This window comes from Pseudomonas mercuritolerans (genome assembly GCF_025706525.1).
Lineage (GTDB): Bacteria > Pseudomonadota > Gammaproteobacteria > Pseudomonadales > Pseudomonadaceae > Aquipseudomonas > Aquipseudomonas mercuritolerans.
The window spans coordinates 68,941-90,919 of sequence record NZ_JAMSHA010000004.1 but is presented as its reverse complement, the minus strand read 5'-3'; the positions used below and the strand labels follow the sequence as shown (position 1 = coordinate 90,919).

Genomic DNA, 21,979 nt, shown 5'->3' with positions numbered 1-21,979 from the left:
GTCAGATCAGACAACATCACTGTTGAATGACATACCGCATTCGCGAGCAGGCTCGCTCCCACAGGGATTCCGGTTCCGACAGGGGGATCGAATCGTTTGTCATTCCTCTGCTTAGAAGGATTGCACCATGCGTATCGTCGTAGCCCTGGGCGGTAACGCCCTGCTCCGCCGTGGTGAGCCGATGACCGCTGACAATCAGCGCGCCAACATCCGCATCGCCACCGAGCAAATCGCCAAGATCCATCCCGGCAACCAACTGGTCATCGCTCATGGCAATGGCCCGCAAGTCGGCCTGTTGTCGCTGCAAGCGGCGGCCTACACCTCTGTCACTCCGTACCCGCTGGACGTGCTCGGCGCTGAAACCGAAGGCATGATCGGCTACATCATCGAACAGGAACTGGGCAACCTGCTCGATTTCGAAGTGCCGTTCGCCACCCTGCTCACCCAGGTCGAAGTCGACGCCAACGACCCGGCCTTCAAGAATCCGACCAAACCGATCGGCCCGGTGTACGAGAAAGCCGAAGCGGAAAAACTCGCCGCCGAAAAAGGCTGGGCGATTGCCCCGGATGGCGACAAATTCCGCCGCGTGGTGGCCAGTCCACGGCCGAAGCGCATCTTCGAAATCCGCCCGATCAAGTGGCTGCTGGACAAGGGCAGCATCGTCATCTGCGCCGGTGGCGGCGGGATTCCGACCATGTATGACGAGCAGCGCAACCTCAAGGGCATTGAGGCGGTGATCGACAAGGATCTGTGTTCGTCGTTGCTTGCCGAGCAACTGGAAGCCGACCTGCTGGTGATCGCCACTGACGTCAACGCAGCGTTCATCGATTACGGCAAACCAACCCAGAAAGCCATCGCCGAAGCGCACCCGGACGAACTCGAACGCCTCGGCTTCGCCGCCGGCTCCATGGGACCGAAGGTGCAGGCAGCCTGCGAATTCGCGCGCCATACTGGCAAGGTCGCGGTGATCGGTTCGCTGGCCGATATCGAAGCCATCGTCCAGGGCACCGCCGGTACGCGGGTCAGCACGGCGAAGCCGGGGATCAGCTACCGATAACAATAAACGCCGGGGCAGGCTCAAGGCCTGCCCCGCCTCCATGCCTTGAAAGGAGTAGCTCAATGGCCCAGTTCGAACCCGGTCACCTGCACATCGAGCGGCACGCGTTGACCGACGATGACGTCAATTACAACGTGCATCTGGACTATGAAGTGTTCACCGATCCGCAGAAAGGCAAAGGTATTCAGTTCACCCTGCACGGCAGCATGCAGGGCAAGGACATGAAGGAGACGTTTTTCCTGCCCAAGGAAGAAGCCTACAACTTCGCCCGCGATGTCACGCGGATCGCCGAGAAGTACGGAATTCCCAAGACCCACAGCCAGATCGGCTCGGTGCACAAGCATTACGATCTGATGTTTGAAGACATTCGGCAGAAGTTGAATATGCAGTCGGGGGATCCGGTGAACCTCGAGCATTTCGAATAATCCGAATCCACCACATTCCCCTTGTGGGAGCGAGCCTGCTCGCGAAAGCCTTCTATCAGGCATTATCGTCTTGTCTGACACACCGCTTTCGCGAGCAGGCTCGCTCCCACGGGATCTGTGTTGTGACGAAAGTCCTCGCAGATTTCACCATTAGCCCGCCCCAAGGCATACTTGCCCCCCTCCGCTCTGCAGATCACTGAACCGCCCCATGCGTATTCACGTCAGTTTCATCGACCGCGTCGGCATCACCCAGGAAGTCCTGGCCATCCTCGGTGGGCGCAATCTCAATCTGGATGCGGTGGAGATGATCCCGCCGAACGTCTACATCGACGCGCCGACCCTCAGCCCGCAAGTGCTCGAAGAACTGAAAGATGCGCTGTTTCGCGTGCTCGGCGTGGAAGCGGTGACCGTGGTCGATATCCTCCCCGGCCAGCGCCGGCACTTGCAGCTCGATGCCCTGCTCGCGGCAATGACCGACCCGGTGCTGGCCCTCGACAGCGCCGGCAAGGTGCTGCTGGCCAACCCGGCGCTGATTGCCCTGTACGGTCGCGAACCGGCCGGCGAAAGCGTCTCGGCGCTGTTCAACGATCCCGGTCTGCTCGACACCCTGCTGGAAAACGGCTTTCGCCTGCCGCTGCGCGAGATCACCGTCAACGGCCAAACCCTGCTGCTCGACGCCACGCCGATCACCGACGCCGGCGCCCTGCTGACCCTGTATCAACCGAACCGCATCGGCGAACAACTCTCGGCACTGCATCACGATCACGCCGAAGGCTTCGACGCCCTGCTCGGCGAGTCTCCGGCGATCCGCACGCTCAAGGCCCGTGCGCAACGGGTCGCCGCGCTTGATGCTCCGCTGTTGATTCAGGGCGAAACCGGCACCGGCAAAGAATTGGTGGCCCGCGCCTGTCACGCGATCAGTGCGCGGCACAGTGCTCCTTTCCTGGCGTTGAACTGCGCAGCGCTGCCGGAAAACCTCGCCGAAAGCGAACTGTTCGGCTACGCCCCCGGCGCCTTCACTGGCGCGGCGCGTGGCGGTAAACCGGGGCTGATGGAACTGGCCAACCAGGGCACGGTGTTTCTCGATGAAATCGGCGAGATGTCGCCGTACTTGCAGGCCAAACTCCTGCGTTTTCTCAACGACGGCAGCTTCCGCCGCGTCGGTGGTGATCGGGAAGTAAAGGTCAACGTGCGCATCCTCAGCGCGACCCACCGCGACCTGGAAAAAATGGTCAGCGAAGGGCTGTTCCGCGAAGACCTGTTCTATCGCCTCAACGTGCTCAACGTCGAAGTGCCGCCGCTGCGTGAACGCGGTCAGGATATTTTGCTGCTGGCGCGCTACTTCATGCAGCAGGCCTGCGCGCAAATCCAGCGCCCGGTTTGCCGCCTGGCGCCGGGGACTTACCCCGCCCTGCTCGGCAATCGCTGGCCGGGCAACGTGCGGCAGTTGCAGAACGTGATTTTCCGTGCGGCGGCGATTTGCGAGAGCAGTCTGGTCGATATCGGCGACCTCGACATCGCCGGCACTTCAGTGGCGCGCCAGGCCGATACCGATGTCGACAGCCTTGAGCAAGCGGTCGAATCGTTCGAAAGAGAGCTGCTCGAGAAGCTCTACGTCAGCTATCCCTCGACCCGGCAACTGGCGAGCCGCTTGCAGACCTCGCATACCGCCATTGCCCATCGCCTGCGCAAATACGGCATTCCCAACAAGCCCTGACTCACCGCGTATCCCTTTTGCAGGAAATTCCCCATGTGGGAGCGAGCCTGCTCGCGAAAGCGGTCTATCAGCAAAATGGCTGGCGCCTGACACACCGTATTCGCGAGCAGGCTCGCTCCCACAGGGTTTTATGGTGTATTTCGAAATCCGTTCAAAAACGACCTCCACCTGTACCGAAAGCGCTACAGCGGAACGATATCGCTACACCCGCCTGTGACCAGCGCTGCGCAACGCTTTGATCCGATTAAGCTTTTTTCCTCGCCCTAAGCTGTAGCGATTTCGCTACAGGTGCAAACTGCCGACACCCACCTGAAAAATACAAGCCATTGATTTATATAGATAAATCAACCTTGGCCGCATTCTTGCTACCTGACTCTTCATCTATAAAGGGCTCCACGCCCCAAGCTTTCCACCGCGTCCACCAGACGAGTCTGGCCCCTGAGGAGTTTCCATGAGCGAGTTGCGTTTTACTGAAGATCACGAATGGCTGCGCACCGAAGCCGACGGCAGTGTCACTGTCGGCATCACCGCATTCGCGCAGAACGCCTTGGGCGACGTGGTGTTCGTGCAACTGCCTGAGCTGCAGGCTTACGAAAAAGGCGCTGAAGCCGCCACCGTGGAATCGGTGAAAGCCGCCAGCGGCGTGTACATGCCGCTCGATGGCGACGTGCTGGAAGTCAACCCGGCGCTGCAAGACGCTCCTGAGCTGGTCAACGAAGATCCCCTGGGCGAAGGCTGGTTCTTCCGCTTTCAGCCAAGCGACGCCGCCGCTGTCGGCAAACTGCTTGATCAGGACGCTTACGACCGTCTGATCAAAGCCCAAGCCGAAGCCTGAGGAGTTACACCATGACCGCCATCAATCTCGGCACCGCCAACGAATTCATCGCCCGTCACATCGGCCCGCGCGCCGGTGACGAGCAAGCCATGCTCAACAGCCTCGGCTTCGATTCCCTCGAAGCCCTGAGCGCCAGCGTGATTCCGGAAAGCATCAAGGGCACCAGCGTGCTGGGCATGGACGACGGCCTCAGCGAGGCCGACGCCCTGGCGATGATCAAATCCATCGCTGGCAAAAACCAACTGTTCAAAACCTACATCGGCCAGGGCTACTACAACTGCCACACGCCGTCGCCGATCCTGCGCAACCTGCTGGAAAACCCGGCCTGGTACACCGCTTACACCCCGTACCAGCCAGAAATTTCCCAGGGCCGTCTCGAAGCGCTGCTGAACTTCCAGACCATGATCAGCGACCTCACCGGCCTGCCGATCGCCAACGCCTCCCTGCTCGACGAAGCCACCGCCGCTGCCGAAGCCATGACCTTCTGCAAACGCCTGAGCAAGAACAAGGGCAGCCACCAGTTCTTCGCCTCGATCCACAGCCACCCGCAAACCCTCGACGTGCTGCGCACCCGTGCCGAGCCGCTGGGCATTGACGTTGTGGTCGGCGATGAGCGCGAACTGACTGACGTGACGCCGTTCTTCGGCGCACTGCTGCAATACCCGGCGAGCAACGGTGATGTGTTCGACTACCGCGAGCTGACCGAGCGCTTCCACGCCGCCAACGCTCTGGTGGCCGTGGCCGCTGATCTTCTGGCTCTGACGCTGCTCACCGCACCGGGCGAATTCGGCGCCGACGTCGCCATCGGTTCGGCGCAACGCTTCGGCGTGCCGCTGGGCTTCGGTGGCCCGCACGCCGCTTACTTCTCCACCAAAGATGCGTTCAAGCGCGACATGCCGGGCCGTCTGGTGGGTGTCTCGGTTGACCGTTTCGGCAAACCGGCGCTGCGTCTGGCGATGCAGACCCGCGAGCAACATATCCGCCGCGAAAAGGCCACCTCGAACATCTGCACCGCCCAGGTGCTGCTGGCCAATATCGCCAGCATGTACGCCGTCTACCACGGCCCGAAAGGCCTGACCCAGATCGCCAACCGCGTGCATCACCTGACCGCGATTCTGGCCAAGGGCCTGACCGCGCTGGGCGCCCAAGTCGAGCAGGCAAACTTCTTCGACACCCTGACCGTCGCCACCGGCGAACAAACCGCCGCGCTGCACGACAAGGCGCACGCTCAGCAGATCAACCTGCGTGTGATCGACGCTGCACGTCTGGGCCTGTCGGTCGACGAAACCACCACGCAGGCTGATATCGAAACCCTGTGGGGCTTGTTCGCCGACGGCAAGACCCTGCCGGACTTCGCTGCGCTGGCCGCCTCGGTGCAGAGCACCATTCCTGCTGAGCTGGTGCGCCAGTCGCCGATCCTCAGCCACCCGGTGTTCAACCGTTATCACTCGGAAACCGAGCTGATGCGCTACCTGCGCAAACTGGCGGACAAGGACCTGGCGCTGGATCGCACGATGATCCCGCTGGGCTCGTGCACCATGAAACTCAACGCCGCCAGCGAAATGATCCCGGTGACCTGGGCCGAATTCGGTGCACTGCACCCGTTCGCCCCGGCCGCACAAAGCGCCGGTTATCAGCAACTGACCGATGAGCTGGAAGCGATGCTCTGCGCCGCCACCGGTTACGACTCGATCTCGCTGCAACCGAACGCCGGTTCGCAAGGTGAATACGCAGGTCTCCTGGCGATCCGCGCCTACCACCAGAGCCGAGGCGATGAGCGCCGCGACATCTGCCTGATCCCATCGTCGGCCCACGGCACCAACCCGGCCACCGCACAAATGGCCGGTATGCGCGTAGTCGTCACCGCATGCGATGCCCGTGGCAACGTCGACATTGAAGACCTGCGCGCCAAGGCCATCGAGCACCGCGAACACCTCGCCGCGCTGATGATCACCTACCCGTCGACCCATGGTGTGTTCGAAGAAGGCATCCGCGAGATCTGCGCGATCATTCACGACAACGGCGGCCAGGTGTATATCGACGGCGCCAACATGAACGCCATGGTCGGCCTCTGCGCACCGGGCAAGTTCGGCGGCGACGTTTCGCACCTGAACCTGCACAAAACCTTCTGCATCCCGCACGGCGGTGGCGGCCCGGGCGTCGGCCCGATCGGCGTCAAATCGCACCTGACCCCGTTCCTGCCCGGCCACGGCCAGATGGAACGCAAGGAAGGCGCGGTCTGCGCGGCGCCGTTCGGCAGCGCAAGCATTCTGCCGATCACCTGGATGTACATCCGCATGATGGGTGGCGCCGGTCTGAAGCGCGCTTCGCAACTGGCGATCCTCAATGCCAACTACATTTCCCGTCGCCTCGAAGAGCATTACCCAGTGCTGTACACCGGCAGCAACGGCCTGGTGGCGCACGAGTGCATTCTTGATCTGCGTCCATTGAAAGACAGCAGCGGCATCAGCGTCGATGACGTCGCCAAACGCCTGATCGACTTCGGCTTCCACGCGCCGACCATGTCGTTCCCGGTCGCCGGCACATTGATGATCGAGCCGACCGAAAGCGAATCCAAGGAAGAACTGGACCGCTTCTGCGACGCGATGATCCGCATCCGCGAAGAAATCCGCGCAGTGGAAAACGGCACGCTGGACAAGGAAGACAACCCACTGAAAAACGCCCCGCACACCGCAGCGGAACTGGTTGGCGAATGGACCCACCCGTACAGCCGCGAGCAAGCCGTTTACCCAGTCGCGTCGCTGATCGAAGGCAAATACTGGCCGCCGGTCGGCCGCGTCGACAACGTCTTCGGCGATCGCAACCTGGTGTGCGCCTGCCCGTCGATCGAAAGCTACGCTTAAAGGAATGAAGGGGCTGAATATCGGCCCCGATTTCAGCAACATCCTAGATCCCCCTGTGGGAGCGAGCCTGCTCGCGAAGGCGCCATTTCAGTCAACGTAAATGGTGGCTGGTCCGACGCTTTCGCGAGCAGGCTCGCTCCCACGAGGGATCTACACCGATTTCAAAAACTGCGCCAATCCCCATAACAAGAAACCGGAGAACCACTCATGTCGTTAAGCGTGTTCGACCTGTTCAAGATTGGCATCGGTCCCTCCAGTTCCCACACCGTCGGCCCGATGCGCGCGGCTGCGCGCTTCGCCGAGGGCTTGCGCCGTGAAAACCTTTTAACCAGCACCGCCAGCGTGCGCGTCGAGCTGTACGGTTCGCTTGGCGCCACGGGTAAAGGTCACGGTAGCGACAAAGCCGTGCTGCTCGGCCTCGAAGGCGAGCATCCGGACACAGTCGACACCGAGACGGTCGCGGCGAGGCTGCAAGAGATTCGCGGCAATGGCCGACTGAATCTGCTCGGTGAACACAGCATCGCGTTCAACGAGAAAGAACACCTGGCGATGATCCGCAAACCGTTGGCCTATCACCCCAACGGCATGATCTTTCGCGCCTTCGATGCCGCGGGAATTCAGATCCGCAGTCGCGAGTACTACTCGGTCGGCGGTGGTTTTGTTGTCGATGAAGATGCCGCGGGTGCCGATCGCATCGTCGAAGACGCCACGCCGCTGACCTTCCCGTTCAAAAGTGCCAAGGACTTGCTCGGTCATTGCGCTACCTACGGGCTGTCGATCAGCCAGGTGATGCTGACCAACGAGAGCGCCTGGCGCCCGGAAGCCGAAACCCGTGCCGGCCTGCTGAAAATATGGCAGGTGATGCAGGACTGCGTTGCTGCCGGCTGCCGAAACGAGGGGATTTTGCCGGGCGGTTTGAAGGTCAAGCGCCGGGCGGCGGCGCTGCATCGGCAATTGTGCAAAAACCCGGAATCGGCGCTGCGCGATCCGCTGTCGGTGCTCGACTGGGTCAATCTTTATGCGTTGGCGGTCAACGAAGAAAACGCCAACGGCGGGCGCGTGGTCACCGCTCCCACCAACGGCGCGGCGGGCATCATTCCGGCGGTGCTGCATTACTACATGCGCTTTATTCCCGGGGCGAATGACGACGGCGTCGTGCGTTTTTTGCTGACCGCTGCCGCGATCGGCATTCTTTACAAGGAAAACGCTTCGATCTCCGGTGCCGAAGTCGGTTGTCAGGGTGAAGTCGGTGTGGCCTGCTCAATGGCGGCCGGCGCTCTGTGCGAAGTGCTCGGCGGCAGCGTGCAACAAGTCGAGAACGCCGCGGAAATCGGCATGGAACACAACCTCGGTCTGACCTGCGACCCGATCGGCGGTCTGGTGCAGGTGCCCTGCATCGAGCGCAACGCGATGGGTTCGGTGAAAGCGATCAACGCGGTGCGCATGGCCATGCGTGGCGACGGTCAGCATTTCGTCTCCCTCGACAAAGTCATCCGCACCATGCGCCAGACCGGCGCCGACATGAAAAGCAAATACAAGGAAACCGCCCGCGGCGGCCTGGCGGTCAACATTATCGAATGCTGATTACGAACTCAGCCAAACGTAACTAGCTCCCTCTCCCTCCGGGAGAGGGCTGGGGTGAGGGGCTCTTGATCTTGCCTCTCACCCGCAACCCAAATTCAAAGGAGCCACGCATGTCCACCGAAACCTTGTCGAAAACCCCGCTACACGCACTGCACCTCGAACTCGGCGCGCGCATGGTGCCGTTCGCCGGCTACGACATGCCCGTGCAATACCCGCTCGGCGTGATGAAAGAACACCAGCACACCCGTGAGCAAGCCGGGTTGTTCGACGTATCGCACATGGGCCAGATTCGTCTGACCGGCGCCAATGCGGCCAAAGCCCTGGAAACCCTGGTGCCGGTGGACATCATCGACCTGCCGGTGGGCATGCAGCGTTATGCGATGTTCACCAACGAAAGCGGCGGCATTCTCGATGACCTGATGGTCGCCAATCTGGGCAATGACGAGCTGTTCCTGGTGGTCAACGCCGCGTGCAAGGATCAGGATCTCGCGCATCTGCAAAAACACATCGGCGATCAGTGCACCATTACGGCGCTGTTCGAAGAGCGCGCCCTGCTCGCCCTGCAAGGTCCGGCAGCCGTCACCGTGCTGGCGCGTCTTGCGCCGGACGTGGCGAAGATGACTTTCATGCAGTTCAAGCGTGTGTCATTGCTCGGCGTGGACTGCTTTGTCAGCCGTTCGGGCTACACCGGTGAAGACGGGTTCGAGATCTCCGTACCGGCCGCCGAAGCGGAAAAACTCGCCCGCGCCCTGCTTGCCGAACCAGAGGTCCAGGCCATCGGCCTCGGCGCCCGTGACTCGCTGCGTCTGGAAGCCGGCCTGTGCCTGTACGGCCATGACATGAACACCGAAACCACGCCGATCGAAGCCAGCCTCCTGTGGGCGATCTCCAAGCCACGCCGCGCTGACGGCGCGCGGGCCGGGGGTTTCCCGGGCGCCGAGCAAATTTTCGCGCAGCAACAAAATGGCGTCGCACGCAAACGCGTCGGCCTGCTGCCACAGGAGCGCACCCCGGTGCGTGAAGGCGCAGAAATCGTCAACGAGGCCGGCGAGATCATCGGCAGCGTCTGCAGCGGCGGCTTCGGTCCGACCTTGGGCGGGCCATTGGCGATGGGTTACCTTGACAGCGCTTACGTCGCGCTCGATACACCTGTGTGGGCCATCGTCCGTGGGAAAAAGGTGCAAATGCTTGTAAGCAAAATGCCATTTGTTGCACAACGCTACTATCGCGGTTGATCGACTGTTTCTATAAGTAACGCGATTGCGTTATACGTGCACTAATGTGTAACGCAATCGCCATAAAACAGTGCGTTTTTTAACATCCGTTTCGAATATGAACGTTGCTTATAACGTTTGCTGAAAATAGAACCAGACAATCGTCTAAGACTGAACTAGTGTGCTGACGAACTGCCACGAAGAGCAGTAAAACCGGGGCCTTCGCAGGGCTTGTTTTTTCTCCCGTAGTTGGCGTAGAGTTTGTCCACTGTGTTTGCATGGGTCAGCTTGGAATCGTGACCTGGGCAGTAGCCTACAAGTTAGCTACATCCCGCTCGACGTCTTCTTACTCCTTGCAACCAGCTCCAGTACTCTTTCATGTGAAAGGGGCTGTCATCAATTTATGCGTCAAAGGAAATAAGAAATGTCCACACGTCAGAGCGGTACCGTCAAGTGGTTTAACGACGAGAAAGGTTTTGGTTTTATCACTCCAGAAAGCGGTCCGGATCTGTTCGTACATTTCCGCGCCATTCAGGGCAACGGCTTCAAAAGCCTGAAAGAAGGCCAGAAAGTGACTTTCGTTGCTGTGCAAGGCCAGAAAGGCATGCAGGCTGACGAAGTACAAGCAGAAGCCTGATCTTCTGATACGAAAAAGCCCCTGATATTGATATCAGGGGCTTTTTTGTGCGCGCCAATCCGTAAAATGGCTCTTCCATTCGCGTCCCGAGGCTGCCATGTCGAAACACCTGCTCACGCCGCAAGGGGACTTTCCTCCCGTTGCTCTCGGTCGTCGTCTGGCGGCAATGTTCTACGACTTCCTGCTGTGCACCGCCCTGCTGATCGTCACCGGCTTCATCTACAAGCTGATCCAGGCTGCGATCATCGGCGAAGAACGGCTGCGGGCGATGACTGATGCCGGCCAGCTCGATGGCGATCCGTTCTACTCCACGGTGCTGCTGTTGGTGTTGTTCGGCTTCTTCGCCAAGTTCTGGACCCATGGCGGGCAGACACTCGGCATGCAGGTGTGGGGCATCCGCGTGCAGAACGCCAACGGCACGGCCATCAGCCTGTGGCAGGCGCTGCTGCGCTTTATGGTGTCGATCGCGTCGTGGTTGTGTATCGGGCTGGGGTTCTTCTGGTCGCTGTTCGACAAGCACAAGCGCACCTGGCATGACATCTATTCGGATACGCGCGTGGTGCGAATTCCAAAGAAGAACAAATAATTTCCATACTCAGGAGTCCCCCCTGTGGGGAGGGGATTTATCCCCGTCCGGCTGCGTAGCAGCCGTAAAGGAGCCCACGCGGTATCCCTGATATGCCGCGGTGTTTGATTTAGGGCGGCTTCGCCACCCAACGGGGATAAATCCCCTCGCCACAGGGCTCACTCCTACAAGGGGTAGTCAGGCGTTACCGGCCAATTTCATCCGCGCTGCCTGGGTGAAGTCCAGCATGCGCTTCAACGGGCGGATCGCCTGGGGAATCAGCGCCGGATCGACAAAGATCTCGTTGGTGCCTTCCTTCAAGCTCTTGAGCGTGCGCTCAAGGGTGTTCATGGCCATCCATGGGCAATGCGCGCAACTGCGGCACGCCGCGCCATTACCGGCGGTAGGCGCTTCGATGAAGACCTTGTCCGGGCACAGCTGCTGCATCTTGTAGAAGATGCCACGGTCGGTGGCGACGATCAGGGTCTTGTTCGGCAGGCTTTGCGCGGCAGCAATCAACTGACTGGTGGAACCGACGGCATCCGCCAGTTCGATCACCGAAGTTGGCGATTCCGGATGCACCAGAATCGCCGCGTCCGGATACAGCGCTTTCATGTCTTCGAGCTGCTTGGACTTGAACTCTTCGTGAACGATGCAGGCACCGTCCCAAAGCAGCATGTCGGCGCCGGTCTTGCGCTGAATGTAAGTGCCCAGGTGCTTGTCCGGGCCCCAGATAATCGTCTCGCCGTTGTCCATCAGGCTTTCGACGATCTCCAGTGCGCAGCTCGAAGTCACCACCCAGTCAGCCCGCGCCTTCACGGCGGCGGAGGTGTTGGCGTAAACCACCACGGTGCGCTCTGGATGCTGATCACAGAACGCCGAGAATTCGTCGACCGGGCAACCCAGGTCCAGCGAGCAGGTCGCCTCCAGGGTCGGCATCAGCACGCGTTTTTCCGGGTTGAGAATCTTCGCCGTCTCGCCCATGAACTTGACGCCGGCGACCACCACGGTCTTGGCCGGGTGCGCGTTGCCGAAGCGGGCCATTTCCAGGGAGTCGGAAACACAGCCGCCGGTTTCTTCGGCCAGGGCCTGAATCACCGGATCGCAATAAAAGTGGGCAACCAGCACCGCGTCCTGAGCCTTGAGCTCGGCGGCGATGGCGGAACGGTAATAAGCCTCCTCTTCTGCCGTCAGCGGTTTCGGCTGTTTGGCGTCGAGGTGGGCTTGAACCAGAAGGCGTTCGGAAATCTGCGTCATGTTCGCAAGACCTGCAGGCGCATTCGCGCGAAAGTCGAGTATACACCCGGCTCCGGACCGCTAGAGGGTACCGCCGGGAGAGTGAGTATCATCAGGCACGGGACAGCGTTGAAGCTGCGCAAGGCTACAGAATATCCCGTTGATACAAAAGATGATTCTGACCTGTGTCAGGTCGGGTCGCACTGAAACATCGAACGCCCGAATTGCAGGCAAAAAAAAACCCGGAAATCCTCACTTTCGTGGGCCTTCCGGATTTTCTAAACCGCCAAATATGGTGGGTCGTGTGGGATTCGAACCTACGACCAATTGGTTAAAAGCCAACTGCTCTACCAACTGAGCTAACGACCCGCTGTGTGGTGGCGCGTATAATACTGATTTTTAAGGACTATTCAACACCTTTTTTGAAAAAATCAAAAATAAGGGGTTGGATCGTCCACACCAGCTGCCGCGAAGCCTTCTGCACGCAGGCGGCAGCTGTCGCATTTGCCGCAGGCGCGGCCGTCATCGTCGGCCTGATAGCAGGAAACCGTCAGCCCGTAATCAACGCCGAGCTTCACGCCCGCCTGGACGATCTGCGCCTTGCTCAGGTTCTGCAGCGGAGCCTGGATGCGGAAACCGTTGCCCTCCACCCCAGCCTTGGTCGCCAGATTGGCCATGCGCTCGAACGACTCGATGAACTCGGGACGGCAATCCGGGTAGCCGGAATAATCCACTGCGTTGACACCGATAAAGATATCGCGGGCGCCGAGCACTTCGGCCCAACCCAGTGCCAACGACAGGAACACCGTGTTGCGCGCCGGCACGTAAGTCACCGGAATGCCTTCGCCCAGCTCTTCCGGAATGTCGATGCTGGTGTCGGTCAGCGCCGAGCCGCCCATGCCATTGAGGTTCAGGCCAATGACCTTGTGCTCGACCACACCCAGATCGCGAGCAACGCGGGCGGCGGCGTGCAATTCAGCATGTGAGCGCTGGCCGTAATCGAAGCTCATGGTGTAGCAGGCGTAGCCTTCGGCGCGCGCCATCGCGACGACGGTGGCCGAGTCGAGGCCGCCCGAAAGCAGGATAACGGCACGTTTTTCGGTAGTGTTCAGTTGTTCAATCATCTCAGCGCCCCGGCTCATCATTCCATAGATATTTATGCAACTGCAGTTGCAGCCGCACTGGCAGGTTGTCTGCCACCACCCAATCCGCCAGATCCCTGGCATTGAGGTCATGATGACTTGGGGAGAACAGCACTTCACCCGCACGTCGATCAAGCCCGTACTGGATCAGTTTCGATACCGCCCAGTCATAGTCTTCCCGCGAACAGATGACAAACTTCACCTGATCGTTGCGGGTCAGCAGCTCGATGTTCTCGTAACGATTGCGATGGGCTTCTTTCGATCCTGGCGTTTTCAGATCGACTACGCGACTGACACGCGGATCGACAGCGGATACGTCAAGGGCGCCGCTGGTTTCCAGCGACACCTCGTAACCGGCATCACACAAGCGTTCAAGCAAAGGAATGGCGTTCGGCTGGGCCAACGGCTCACCGCCGGTGACACAGACGTAGCGCGGACGATATCCGGCCACTTGCTCAAGAATGTCGTCGAGGGTGCGGACGGTGCCGTTGCTGAACGCATAAGCGCTGTCGCAGTACTGGCAACGCAACGGGCAACCGGTCAGGCGCACGAAAACCGTGGGCAGCCCGGCAGTCCGAGTTTCCCCCTGCAACGAGTAGAAAACTTCGGTGATTCTCAATGTGTCTTGCATAGTCGCCACGGGCGTAACAGCTAAACAGGCTGTCCGCCTCCGTCAGGCACTTCAGGCAATCCCGCCAACGCGTAGACCACAAGAAGCGTGTTTCAGAAAAAGGGCGTGAATTCTAACGAAAAAACCCGCGACAAGCGCGGGTTTCTTCAAAACACGGATAAACAGGCTTACATGCGCTGCAAATCACGCTGGGCCAGCTGCGCGGCGGAAGTGCCCGGATATTGGGACACCACCTGCTGCAGAATGCCTTTGACCTTGTCGGTGTGACCGAGGCGGCGCTCTACGTCAGCCAGCTTGTACAGCGAGTCCGGCACTTTGTTGTGCTTGGGATACAGCTGCGAAACCTTGGCAAAGGCCTGACCTGCACCTTGCAGATCCCCCTTGGCCAGGTTCACTTCGCCCAACCAGTACTGGGCGTTGCCCGCGTACTGGCTGTTGGGGTATTTGCGCAGGAAAGCGGCAAAGGCCTGGCTGGCCTTGTCGAAATCCTTGGCTTTGATCAGGTCGAAAGCGGCATCGTAATACAGCTTTTCTTTCGCCGGATCAGCCGGTTCGCTACCCGCGGCAGGGGCCTGGGCTGCCGCAGCAGCACCCGCGCCTGCGGCAGCACCGGCAGCAGCACTTGCATCGCCACCGGCAGAAGAATTCTCGGGAGTCGCGGCTGGTGCAACGCCGGATCCTATGCGCCGATCAAGATCCTGGTATCGCTCCAGGGATTCCTGCTTCATGCGCGCAACCTGATTCTGCAGTTCTTCGATCACGCCCTGTTGGCGCGAGATCTGATCCTGCATCTGTTGCAATTGGTTGAACAGCATGCCTTGTGCCGAGGCAGGGGCCGAAGCCGCTCCCCCGGCATAGGCGCCGTTCGTACCGTAACCCGCAGGCGGATAACTGCTCCCGCTATTGTTATAACCGGAGTTGTCATCGACCACAGGAACCGCAGCCCACGCCGCAAGCGGCGCGAGGCTGAGAGCCAGAACAGTTACAGCACGACGGCACGTTCGCATATCGAATTACTTACGCAGTTCGACGCGACGGTTCTGGGCCCAGGACTGCTCGTCGTTGCCGGTAGCAACTGGACGCTCTTCGCCGTAGGAAACCAGTTCCAGCTGAGCTGGGGAAACACCTTGCAGTACCAGGTAGCGCTGAACGGCTTTCGCACGACGCTCGCCCAGTGCCATGTTGTACTCACGAGTACCACGTTCGTCGGTGTTGCCTTCCAGAACAACGCGAGCGCCGTTTGCTTTCAGGTCTTTGGCGTGAACGTCCAGAGCGCGCATGGCTTCTGGCTTCAGGTCCGAGCTGTCGTATTCGAAGTAGAAGGTGGTGATTGCGCGCAGAGCAGCTTCTTCGCTCAGGGAACCGTCAACGGCACCAGTGTTTGCGCCGTAACCAGCGTTTGGATCAACAGCGCCTTCACCGGCGTTGTCGCCGCCTTTGGACGAGCAACCTACAGCTACAGCCATGGCCAGAGCCAGCGCAGCAAATTTACCAAACTTCAGCATTTCCATCGTGAAACTCCTAATGAACCCCAGTGTGTTAAGTAAAACGTGTAGCGCCCGCTCACTTCAGGTAAGGGGACCAGGACGGTTCTCTGACTTCGCCTTGAGCGGTAGGAAGCGGGAGCCTCACGCGCCCATTAATGGACACGAGCATCAAGACTCCCCGGCCCTGTTGGCGGGTGGCGTAGATTACCATGGTGCCGTTGGGCGCAACAGTAGGTGACTCGTCCAGAGTGCTATCAGTGAGGATCTTTACACTACCCCGCTGCAGATCCTGAGCTGCCACCTTGAAATTGGTGAAGCCATCCTGACGATGAATCATCACCAAAGTCTTTTCATCAGCCGACAGTTTCGGGTTGGCGTTGTAGTTGCCAACGAACGTCACACGCTCGGCACCACCGCCACTGGCGCTGGTTTTGTAGATCTGCGGCTTGCCGCCACGGTCCGAAGTGAAGTAGATGGTCGAACCATCCTTGCCCCAGAACGGCTCGGTGTTAATGCCTGGGCCGGACGTCACACGGGTGATCTGACGCGAACCGAGGTTCATCACGTAGATGTCCGGGTTACCGTCTTTGGACAGCACGAACGCCAGGCGATTGCCATCCGGCGACCAGGCTGGCGCGCCGTTGAGGCCTTCGAAGTTGGTGATCTGCTCACGGCGACCGGTGTCGATGTTCTGCATGAAGATGCGCGGACGCTTCTGCTCGAACGATACGTAGGCGATACGCTTGCCGTCCGGTGCAAAACGTGGCGACAGAATCGGCTCGCGCGATTGCAGCAGAGTCACTGCGCGGGCGCCGTCATAGTCGGAACGCTGCAGGGTGTAGCGCGTGTTCTTCTCGGAGAAACGCTCGGCCGTCACGTACAGCAGACGTGTCGAGAACGCGCCGTCGATACCGGTCAGTTTCTGGAACGACTGATCGGAAATGAAGTGCGCCATATCACGGATCTGGTCGGTCGTGCCGGAAACACTGCCGTCAGCCACTTTCTGTTCGGTAGCGACGTTGAACAGTGCCCACTGCACCTGCAGGCGACCGCCCGCCGGGACGATGCTGCCGACCATCATGTATTGAGCACCTACCGCCTTCCAGTCACGGAAGATGATTTCGCTCGGCTGGCTTGGCTGGCTGATCATGTTGGCTTTCGGAATCGGCGAGTAGTAGCCCGAGTTGCGCAAGTCGTTGCCAATGATTTCAGCCATGTCGTCTGGCAGCACGGCGCCGCCCTGCATGCCGAACGGTACGACGGCGATCGGAGTAGCCCGATCGCTGCCGCTGGTGACCAGAATGTTCTTTTCATCTGCCGCCGCGATCCCTGCCATGCAGCAGATCACGACCAGCATTCCTCGAAGAAGGTTTCTCACAAGGCTAGATCCTCAGGTGTGAATGTCATCTTGAATGAACGATACGGAGCGAAATCGCTCGGCTTCATTCCCTGCATTTCTGTCAAACGTCCAATATTCTTCACTGCCGCGACTGCCGAAGCATCGAACGGACCGTCACCACTGGACTTGGATACGGTGACCGAAGTCACGGTACCGTCCGGCAACATGCCAATTTGCAGCACGACCGTCATGCCTTTGCGCGCCGAAGGAGGACGAGCCCAGCCTTCTGCTGCGCGAGCGCGAATCAGATCATCGAAACTGCCGGCGACTTCGTCACCCTGCTCATCGGCCAGGGCCTGCTGGCGCTGCGGCGTGTCGGAAAGCAGATCTGCCAGGGCCTGAGCCTTTTTGTCTTCGGCGGATTTGCGTGCCGCTTCCTGCGCTTTCTTCTTCGCAGCGTCGGCAGCAGCTTTCTTCTTCGCGTCTTCGGCGACTTTCTTTTTCGCCTCTTCAGCTTCAGCTTTCTTCTTGGCGTCTTCGGCGGCTTTCTTTTTCGCGTCTTCGACGATCTTTTTCTTGGCTTCTTCGGCAGCGGCTTTCTTCGCCTCTTCCTCAGCAGCCTTCTTCGCTTCGTCTTCGGCCTTCTTCTTGGCTATATCAGCCAATTGTTTCTCTTCGGCCTTTTTCGCTTCGGCTTTCTTCGCGTCGTCGGCTTTCTTGGCTTCATCAGCCTTTTTCGCTTCGTCCGCTTTTTTCGCCTCGTCGGCCTTCTTGGCTTCCTCGGCCTTTTGAGCCGCTTCCTCTTTCTTTTGTTCCGCCGCCTTCACCGCTTCCTGTTCGATCTTTTTCTGCTCCATCTGCTCGACTTCGGTCTGGCGCGCGGCGGATTTCTTCGCCTCACCCGCAATCTTCTGATTGGTCTGGGTGGTCGCCTGACTTTTCGATTTCAGCTGGTACAGAGTCGCCTGGACAATCGGCTTGGCCGGCGGCAGCTCGGGCGTGAAGGCAAAACTGACGAACAGCATGCCGAACACCAGCACGTGCAGGACAATTGCCAGAATACTAGGCCAGAAGTAGCTTTCCGAGGCGGACGGCTCTCGCTGTTGCTGCATCAGGGGGCCTCGGTAATCAGACCAACGTTACCGACCCCGGCTTTCTGCAACCCGCCCATGGCACCCATGACGGCGCCGTAGTCGACAGTCTTGTCGCCACGAATGAACACCTGGGTGCGTTTGCCGCCCTCGGTGCCGGCGCGGATGATCTTGGTCACCGCGTCGGTCATTTGCGGCAGGGTCATGGCCCTGTCCTGTTGCTTCTCGGTGTCGACTTCGCTGCCAAGGTTCCAGTAGTAGGTCTTGTCAGCCTTGATCGAAATGGTCAGGACCTGGGTGTTGTTGTCCTGCGGCAAGGCTTCGCTGGAAACCTTGGGCAGATCAACTTTCACGCCCTGATTGAGCATCGGCGCGGTCACCATGAAGATGACCAGCAGCACCAACATCACGTCGATGTATGGCACCACGTTCATCTCGGCGACCGGCTTGCGCTTTTTGCGAGCTCGAGCGATTAAAGCCATCGGGAAATACCTGCTTATTCTTCGCTGGTGTGCACTTTGCGGTGCAGGATCGCCTGGAATTCATCGGCGAAGGTGTAGTAGCGGCCCAGCAAGGTTTCGCTGCGCGCAGCAAAACGGTTGTAAGCGATGACCGCCGGGATCGCAGCGAACAGGCCGATCGCGGTGGCGATCAGGGCTTCGGCGATACCCGGAGCAACGGTGGCGAGGGTCGCTTGCTGAGCGCTGGCCAGACCGCGGAAGGAGTTCATGATCCCCCACACGGTACCGAACAGACCGATGTACGGGCTGACCGAACCGACGGTGGCGAGGAACGGCAGGCTCTGCTCGAGTTTCTCTTCTTCGCGCGAGATGGCCACGCGCATGGCACGGGCGACACCTTCCATCACCGCTTCTGGATCGACCCCTGGCTGCTGACGCAGACGGGAGAACTCCTTGAAGCCGGCACGGAAGATCTGCTCCACGCCCGAATCCGGATCAGGGTTGCTGCCGGCCTGACGGTACAGTTTGGACAGGTCGATACCCGACCAGAAGCGCTCTTCGAAGCTCTCCAGGGCGCGTCGACCGGCACGCAGCAAATTGCTGCGCTGAAAGATCATGATCCATGAGGTCACCGATGCGGCCACCAGGGTCAACATTACCAACTGCACCACGATGCTGGCATTGCTGACCAGGCTCCACATGGAGGAATGGTCGACGACGTTAGCTTCCACGCTTTATCTCCTGCTTTGAGTGTGTACCCGGGCCGACCGCGTCGGCGAAGGCCGCACGCAGGTCTTCGGGAAGGGCCCGGGGTTTCAAACTGTCGGTGCGCACGCAGGCCACCAAAAACTGCCCTTCGCAGAGCAGCACATTATCCGTGGCCCGCCTGACCTGCTGTTTGAAGCGCAGGCTGGCACGGTTCAATTCGATTACATCAGCGCTTACCAGCAGCTCGTCATCCAGTCGCGCCGGCGCGTGGTAGCGCGCTTCGCTGGAATGCACGACGAACAACAGGTCCTCTCCGGCAAGCTGCGATTGGGCAAAGCCCAGTTCCCGTAGCCGCTCGGTTCGAGCCCGTTCCATAAACTTGAGGTAATTAACGTAATACACGATGCCGCCCGCATCGGTGTCCTCGTAATAAACGCGACAACGATGTGCGAACGGCTCAAGCCCGTTTTGCGCGCGCATACTCTAGTGCTTACTCCTCAGGTTGCCAATCCGGCCAGACAACTGTTTTTCGTGGTTTCAACGCTTTAACGCAAAAGTACCGTCGTCTGACAGTACAAACCCTGAATAAATCACCAGCAAATGTGTATCAATCGTCGACGGCGTCGAGAAACTCGTCTGCCACGGGCATCTCGCCCATGCGTGACGGAACATTCAAACCAAAGTGCAGGTAGGCATGCCGCGTCACCACCCTGCCCCGTGGCGTGCGCATGATATAGCCCTGCTGGATCAGATACGGTTCGAGCACGTCTTCAATGGTGTGGCGCTCTTCACTGATCGCCGCCGCCAGACTGTCGATACCGACCGGGCCGCCGTCGAACTTCTCGATCATGGTCAGCAGCAGGCGTCGATCCTGATGATCGAAACCGTGCTCGTCGACATCCAGCAGGTTCAGCGCCAGATCCGCCACCGCTTTGGTAATGTGACCCTTGGCGCGTACTTCAGCGAAATCGCGCACCCGACGCAGCAGACGGTTGGCAATTCGCGGCGTGCCACGGGCGCGACGGGCGATCTCGAACGAACCTTCCGGATCCAGCGGCAGACCGAGAATGGCTGCCGAACGACTGACGATCGTAGCCAGATCCGCCGTGCTGTAGAACTCCAGGCGCTGGACGATACCGAAGCGGTCTCGCAACGGATTGGTCAGCATGCCCGCGCGGGTGGTGGCGCCGACCAGAGTGAACGGTGGCAGATCCAGCTTGATCGAGCGCGCCGCCGGCCCTTCGCCGATCATGATATCGAGCTGGAAATCTTCCATTGCCGGATACAGCACTTCTTCAACGATCGGCGACAGACGATGGATTTCGTCGATGAACAACACATCGTGCGGCTCGAGATTGGTCAGCAACGCGGCCAGATCACCCGGGCGCTCCAGCACTGGCCCGGAGGTGCTCTTGATCGACACGCCCATTTCCTGGGCAATGATGTTCGCCAGCGTAGTCTTGCCCAGCCCCGGCGGGCCGAAGATCAGGGTGTGATCGAGGGATTCGCTGCGGCCACGGGCGGCCTGGATGAACAGCTCCATCTGCTCGCGCACGGTCGGCTGGCCAATGTAGTCGGCCAGGCTGACCGGGCGGATGGCCCGGTCCTGGACTTCTTCGCGCTCGCGCGGGCTGTGCGCGGCGGCGATCAGACGATCAGCTTCAATCACTTAAATCATTCCCTTCAGAGCGCGGCGGATCAGGTCTTCGCTGCTCAGGTTCTTGTCTTTGATCGCGGAAATCGCCTTGCTCGCTTCCTGCGGCTTGTAGCCCAGGGAGATCAACGCGCTGACCGCATCGGTCTCGGCGCTGTTGACCGGCGCCGGGCCGTCCGGCTGATTGGGCACCAGCGCGAACATCGCCGGCGAGGTTTCCCAGGCCTTGAAGCGATCCTTCAATTCCACCAGCAGACGCTCGGCGGTCTTCTTGCCAACCCCCGGCACCTTGGTCAACGCCGAAGTGTCCTGAGACTGCACGCAGCGCACCAGCTCATCGACTTCCAGGCTCGACATCAACGCCAGCGCCAGTTTCGGCCCGACCCCGTTGAGCCGGATCAGCTCGCGAAAGAAGTCTCGCTCACGCTTGCCGGCAAAACCATAGAGCAATTGCGCATCTTCGCGTACGACCAAATGGGTGTGCAGGGTCAGCGGTTCACCGACCGACGGCAGCCGATACAGGGTGGTCATCGGCACTTCCACCTCATAGCCGAGGCCGTTCACATCGAGAATCAGGTGCGGCGGCTGTTTCTCAGCCAGGGTGCCGCGCAAGCGTCCAATCACGTTTTGAATCCTTGAGCGCTGGCCAGCCGTGGGCTGGCGACGATTGAAGGTGGCTTGCACGCCGGCAACACAGGCACCGCAAAGCCACTTTCAGGAAAATTGATGCTGATGCTATCAGAGACGCAGGCGCCCGCCACGACTGCGTGCGGTTCCCAGCCCGTGCGGCAGCAGGCTTGAGCGCGTGTGCGCATGGCAAATGGCGATCGCGAGGGCGTCGGAGGCGTCGATCTGCGGCTTGCTGGTCAACTTGAGCATGTGCATGACCATCATCTGCACCTGCTCCTTATTGGCCGCACCGGTGCCGACCACGGCCTGTTTGACTTGCGTGGCGGTGTACTCGGCGATTTCCAGACACTCTTCGGCGCCGGCGACAATCGCAGCGCCCCGCGCCTGTCCGAGCTTCAGCGCCGAGTCGGCGTTTTTCGCCATGAACACCTTTTCGATGCCCATGGTCACCGGGCCGTAGGTCTTGATGATTTCGCGCACGCCGCGATAGACGATTTGCAGACGTTCATGAAGCTCGCCGGAGCCGGTGCGAATGCAGCCCGAAGCCACATAAATGCAGCCGCCCCGCCCGGTATCGCGAACGATCCCGTAACCGGTAATGCGCGAACCGGGGTCGATACCAAGAATTAGAGTCATAACGCCTGCAGATTCATAAAAACGATTTACCTGACAGCCAATAGCAAATGTGGGAGCGAGCCTGCT

Annotated in this window: 22 protein-coding genes and 1 tRNA gene; 9 read left to right on the top strand and 14 right to left on the bottom strand. The window is 59.9% G+C overall.

Going from position 1 to position 21,979, the window contains the following annotated elements; all coding sequences use genetic code 11:
* The first annotated feature begins 127 nt into the window (after window positions 1-127).
* From arcC to ND528_RS12465, 9 genes are all read left to right on the top strand, one after another.
* Window positions 128-1,057 (top strand): carbamate kinase, encoded by a 930-nt coding sequence (gene arcC, locus ND528_RS12505; RefSeq protein WP_024014075.1) that lies wholly within the window; start codon window positions 128-130, stop codon window positions 1,055-1,057.
* A gap of 62 nt (window positions 1,058-1,119) precedes the next feature.
* A complete protein-coding gene (locus ND528_RS12500; RefSeq protein WP_042607276.1) occupies window positions 1,120-1,482 on the top strand; it encodes a DUF5064 family protein in 363 nt (120 codons plus the stop codon).
* 208 nt (window positions 1,483-1,690) lie between these two features.
* Entirely contained in the window at window positions 1,691-3,199 is a 1,509-nt protein-coding gene (locus tag ND528_RS12495) for a sigma-54-dependent transcriptional regulator (RefSeq protein ID WP_110646607.1), read from the top strand.
* Window positions 3,200-3,650: 451 nt separating this feature from the next.
* Window positions 3,651-4,034 (top strand): glycine cleavage system protein GcvH, encoded by a 384-nt coding sequence (gcvH, locus tag ND528_RS12490; protein ID WP_039758162.1) that lies wholly within the window; start codon window positions 3,651-3,653, stop codon window positions 4,032-4,034.
* Between the two features lie 11 nt (window positions 4,035-4,045).
* On the top strand, window positions 4,046-6,898 hold the full coding sequence (gcvP, locus tag ND528_RS12485) for an aminomethyl-transferring glycine dehydrogenase (protein ID WP_263470442.1): 2,853 nt from the start codon (window positions 4,046-4,048) through the stop codon (window positions 6,896-6,898).
* Window positions 6,899-7,105: 207 nt separating this feature from the next.
* Window positions 7,106-8,482, top strand: a complete 1,377-nt coding sequence (locus tag ND528_RS12480; RefSeq protein ID WP_016773512.1) for an L-serine ammonia-lyase — start codon at window positions 7,106-7,108, stop codon at window positions 8,480-8,482.
* 110 nt (window positions 8,483-8,592) lie between these two features.
* Window positions 8,593-9,717, top strand: coding sequence for a glycine cleavage system aminomethyltransferase GcvT (gcvT, locus tag ND528_RS12475; RefSeq protein WP_263470441.1), 1,125 nt, complete (start codon window positions 8,593-8,595; stop codon window positions 9,715-9,717).
* Between the two features lie 403 nt (window positions 9,718-10,120).
* Window positions 10,121-10,333, top strand: coding sequence for a cold-shock protein (locus ND528_RS12470; protein ID WP_003227496.1), 213 nt, complete (start codon window positions 10,121-10,123; stop codon window positions 10,331-10,333).
* Window positions 10,334-10,430: 97 nt separating this feature from the next.
* Complete coding sequence (locus ND528_RS12465) at window positions 10,431-10,919, top strand: RDD family protein (RefSeq protein ID WP_263470440.1); 489 nt, start codon at window positions 10,431-10,433, stop codon at window positions 10,917-10,919.
* Between the two features lie 177 nt (window positions 10,920-11,096).
* Here ND528_RS12465 and nadA read toward each other — a convergent pair whose 3' ends face one another.
* The 14 genes from nadA to ruvC all read right to left on the bottom strand — a co-directional run bounded on the left by nadA (window position 11,097) and on the right by ruvC (window position 21,913).
* Entirely contained in the window at window positions 11,097-12,155 is a 1,059-nt protein-coding gene (gene nadA / locus ND528_RS12460; protein ID WP_016773509.1) for a quinolinate synthase NadA, read from the bottom strand.
* Window positions 12,156-12,427: 272 nt separating this feature from the next.
* Window positions 12,428-12,503, bottom strand: a tRNA-Lys gene (locus tag ND528_RS12455).
* 62 nt (window positions 12,504-12,565) lie between these two features.
* On the bottom strand, window positions 12,566-13,258 hold the full coding sequence (gene queC / locus ND528_RS12450; RefSeq protein ID WP_071173362.1) for a 7-cyano-7-deazaguanine synthase QueC: 693 nt from the start codon (window positions 13,256-13,258) through the stop codon (window positions 12,566-12,568).
* 1 nt (window position 13,259) lies between these two features.
* Entirely contained in the window at window positions 13,260-13,907 is a 648-nt protein-coding gene (gene queE, locus ND528_RS12445; protein ID WP_263470439.1) for a 7-carboxy-7-deazaguanine synthase QueE, read from the bottom strand.
* 167 nt (window positions 13,908-14,074) lie between these two features.
* Window positions 14,075-14,914, bottom strand: coding sequence for a tol-pal system protein YbgF (gene ybgF, locus ND528_RS12440; RefSeq protein WP_041479790.1), 840 nt, complete (start codon window positions 14,912-14,914; stop codon window positions 14,075-14,077).
* Window positions 14,915-14,920: 6 nt separating this feature from the next.
* Window positions 14,921-15,418, bottom strand: a complete 498-nt coding sequence (pal, locus tag ND528_RS12435) for a peptidoglycan-associated lipoprotein Pal (RefSeq protein WP_003178634.1) — start codon at window positions 15,416-15,418, stop codon at window positions 14,921-14,923.
* Window positions 15,419-15,470: 52 nt separating this feature from the next.
* Window positions 15,471-16,751 carry a Tol-Pal system beta propeller repeat protein TolB gene (gene tolB / locus ND528_RS12430; RefSeq protein ID WP_263470602.1) on the bottom strand — a complete coding sequence of 427 codons (1,281 nt, stop codon included), beginning with the start codon at window positions 16,749-16,751 and terminating at the stop codon, window positions 15,471-15,473.
* A gap of 17 nt (window positions 16,752-16,768) precedes the next feature.
* The gene (gene tolA, locus ND528_RS12425) at window positions 16,769-17,845 is read right to left on the bottom strand and encodes a cell envelope integrity protein TolA (protein WP_263470438.1); all 1,077 of its coding nucleotides are present in this window, start codon (window positions 17,843-17,845) and stop codon (window positions 16,769-16,771) included.
* Window positions 17,845-18,297 carry a protein TolR gene (gene tolR / locus ND528_RS12420; RefSeq protein WP_160767866.1) on the bottom strand — a complete coding sequence of 151 codons (453 nt, stop codon included), beginning with the start codon at window positions 18,295-18,297 and terminating at the stop codon, window positions 17,845-17,847. Before tolR ends, tolA begins: the two co-directional genes overlap by 1 nt.
* A gap of 23 nt (window positions 18,298-18,320) precedes the next feature.
* Window positions 18,321-19,016, bottom strand: a complete 696-nt coding sequence (gene tolQ, locus ND528_RS12415; RefSeq protein ID WP_008080223.1) for a protein TolQ — start codon at window positions 19,014-19,016, stop codon at window positions 18,321-18,323.
* A complete protein-coding gene (gene ybgC, locus ND528_RS12410) occupies window positions 19,006-19,473 on the bottom strand; it encodes a tol-pal system-associated acyl-CoA thioesterase (RefSeq protein WP_137214002.1) in 468 nt (155 codons plus the stop codon). Before ybgC ends, tolQ begins: the two co-directional genes overlap by 11 nt.
* A 127-nt stretch (window positions 19,474-19,600) precedes the next feature.
* The gene (gene ruvB, locus ND528_RS12405; protein WP_024014087.1) at window positions 19,601-20,662 is read right to left on the bottom strand and encodes a Holliday junction branch migration DNA helicase RuvB; all 1,062 of its coding nucleotides are present in this window, start codon (window positions 20,660-20,662) and stop codon (window positions 19,601-19,603) included.
* Window positions 20,663-21,271 carry a Holliday junction branch migration protein RuvA gene (gene ruvA / locus ND528_RS12400; RefSeq protein ID WP_024014088.1) on the bottom strand — a complete coding sequence of 203 codons (609 nt, stop codon included), beginning with the start codon at window positions 21,269-21,271 and terminating at the stop codon, window positions 20,663-20,665.
* 114 nt (window positions 21,272-21,385) lie between these two features.
* A complete protein-coding gene (gene ruvC / locus ND528_RS12395) occupies window positions 21,386-21,913 on the bottom strand; it encodes a crossover junction endodeoxyribonuclease RuvC (protein ID WP_016773501.1) in 528 nt (175 codons plus the stop codon).
* Window positions 21,914-21,979: the final 66 nt, after the last annotated feature.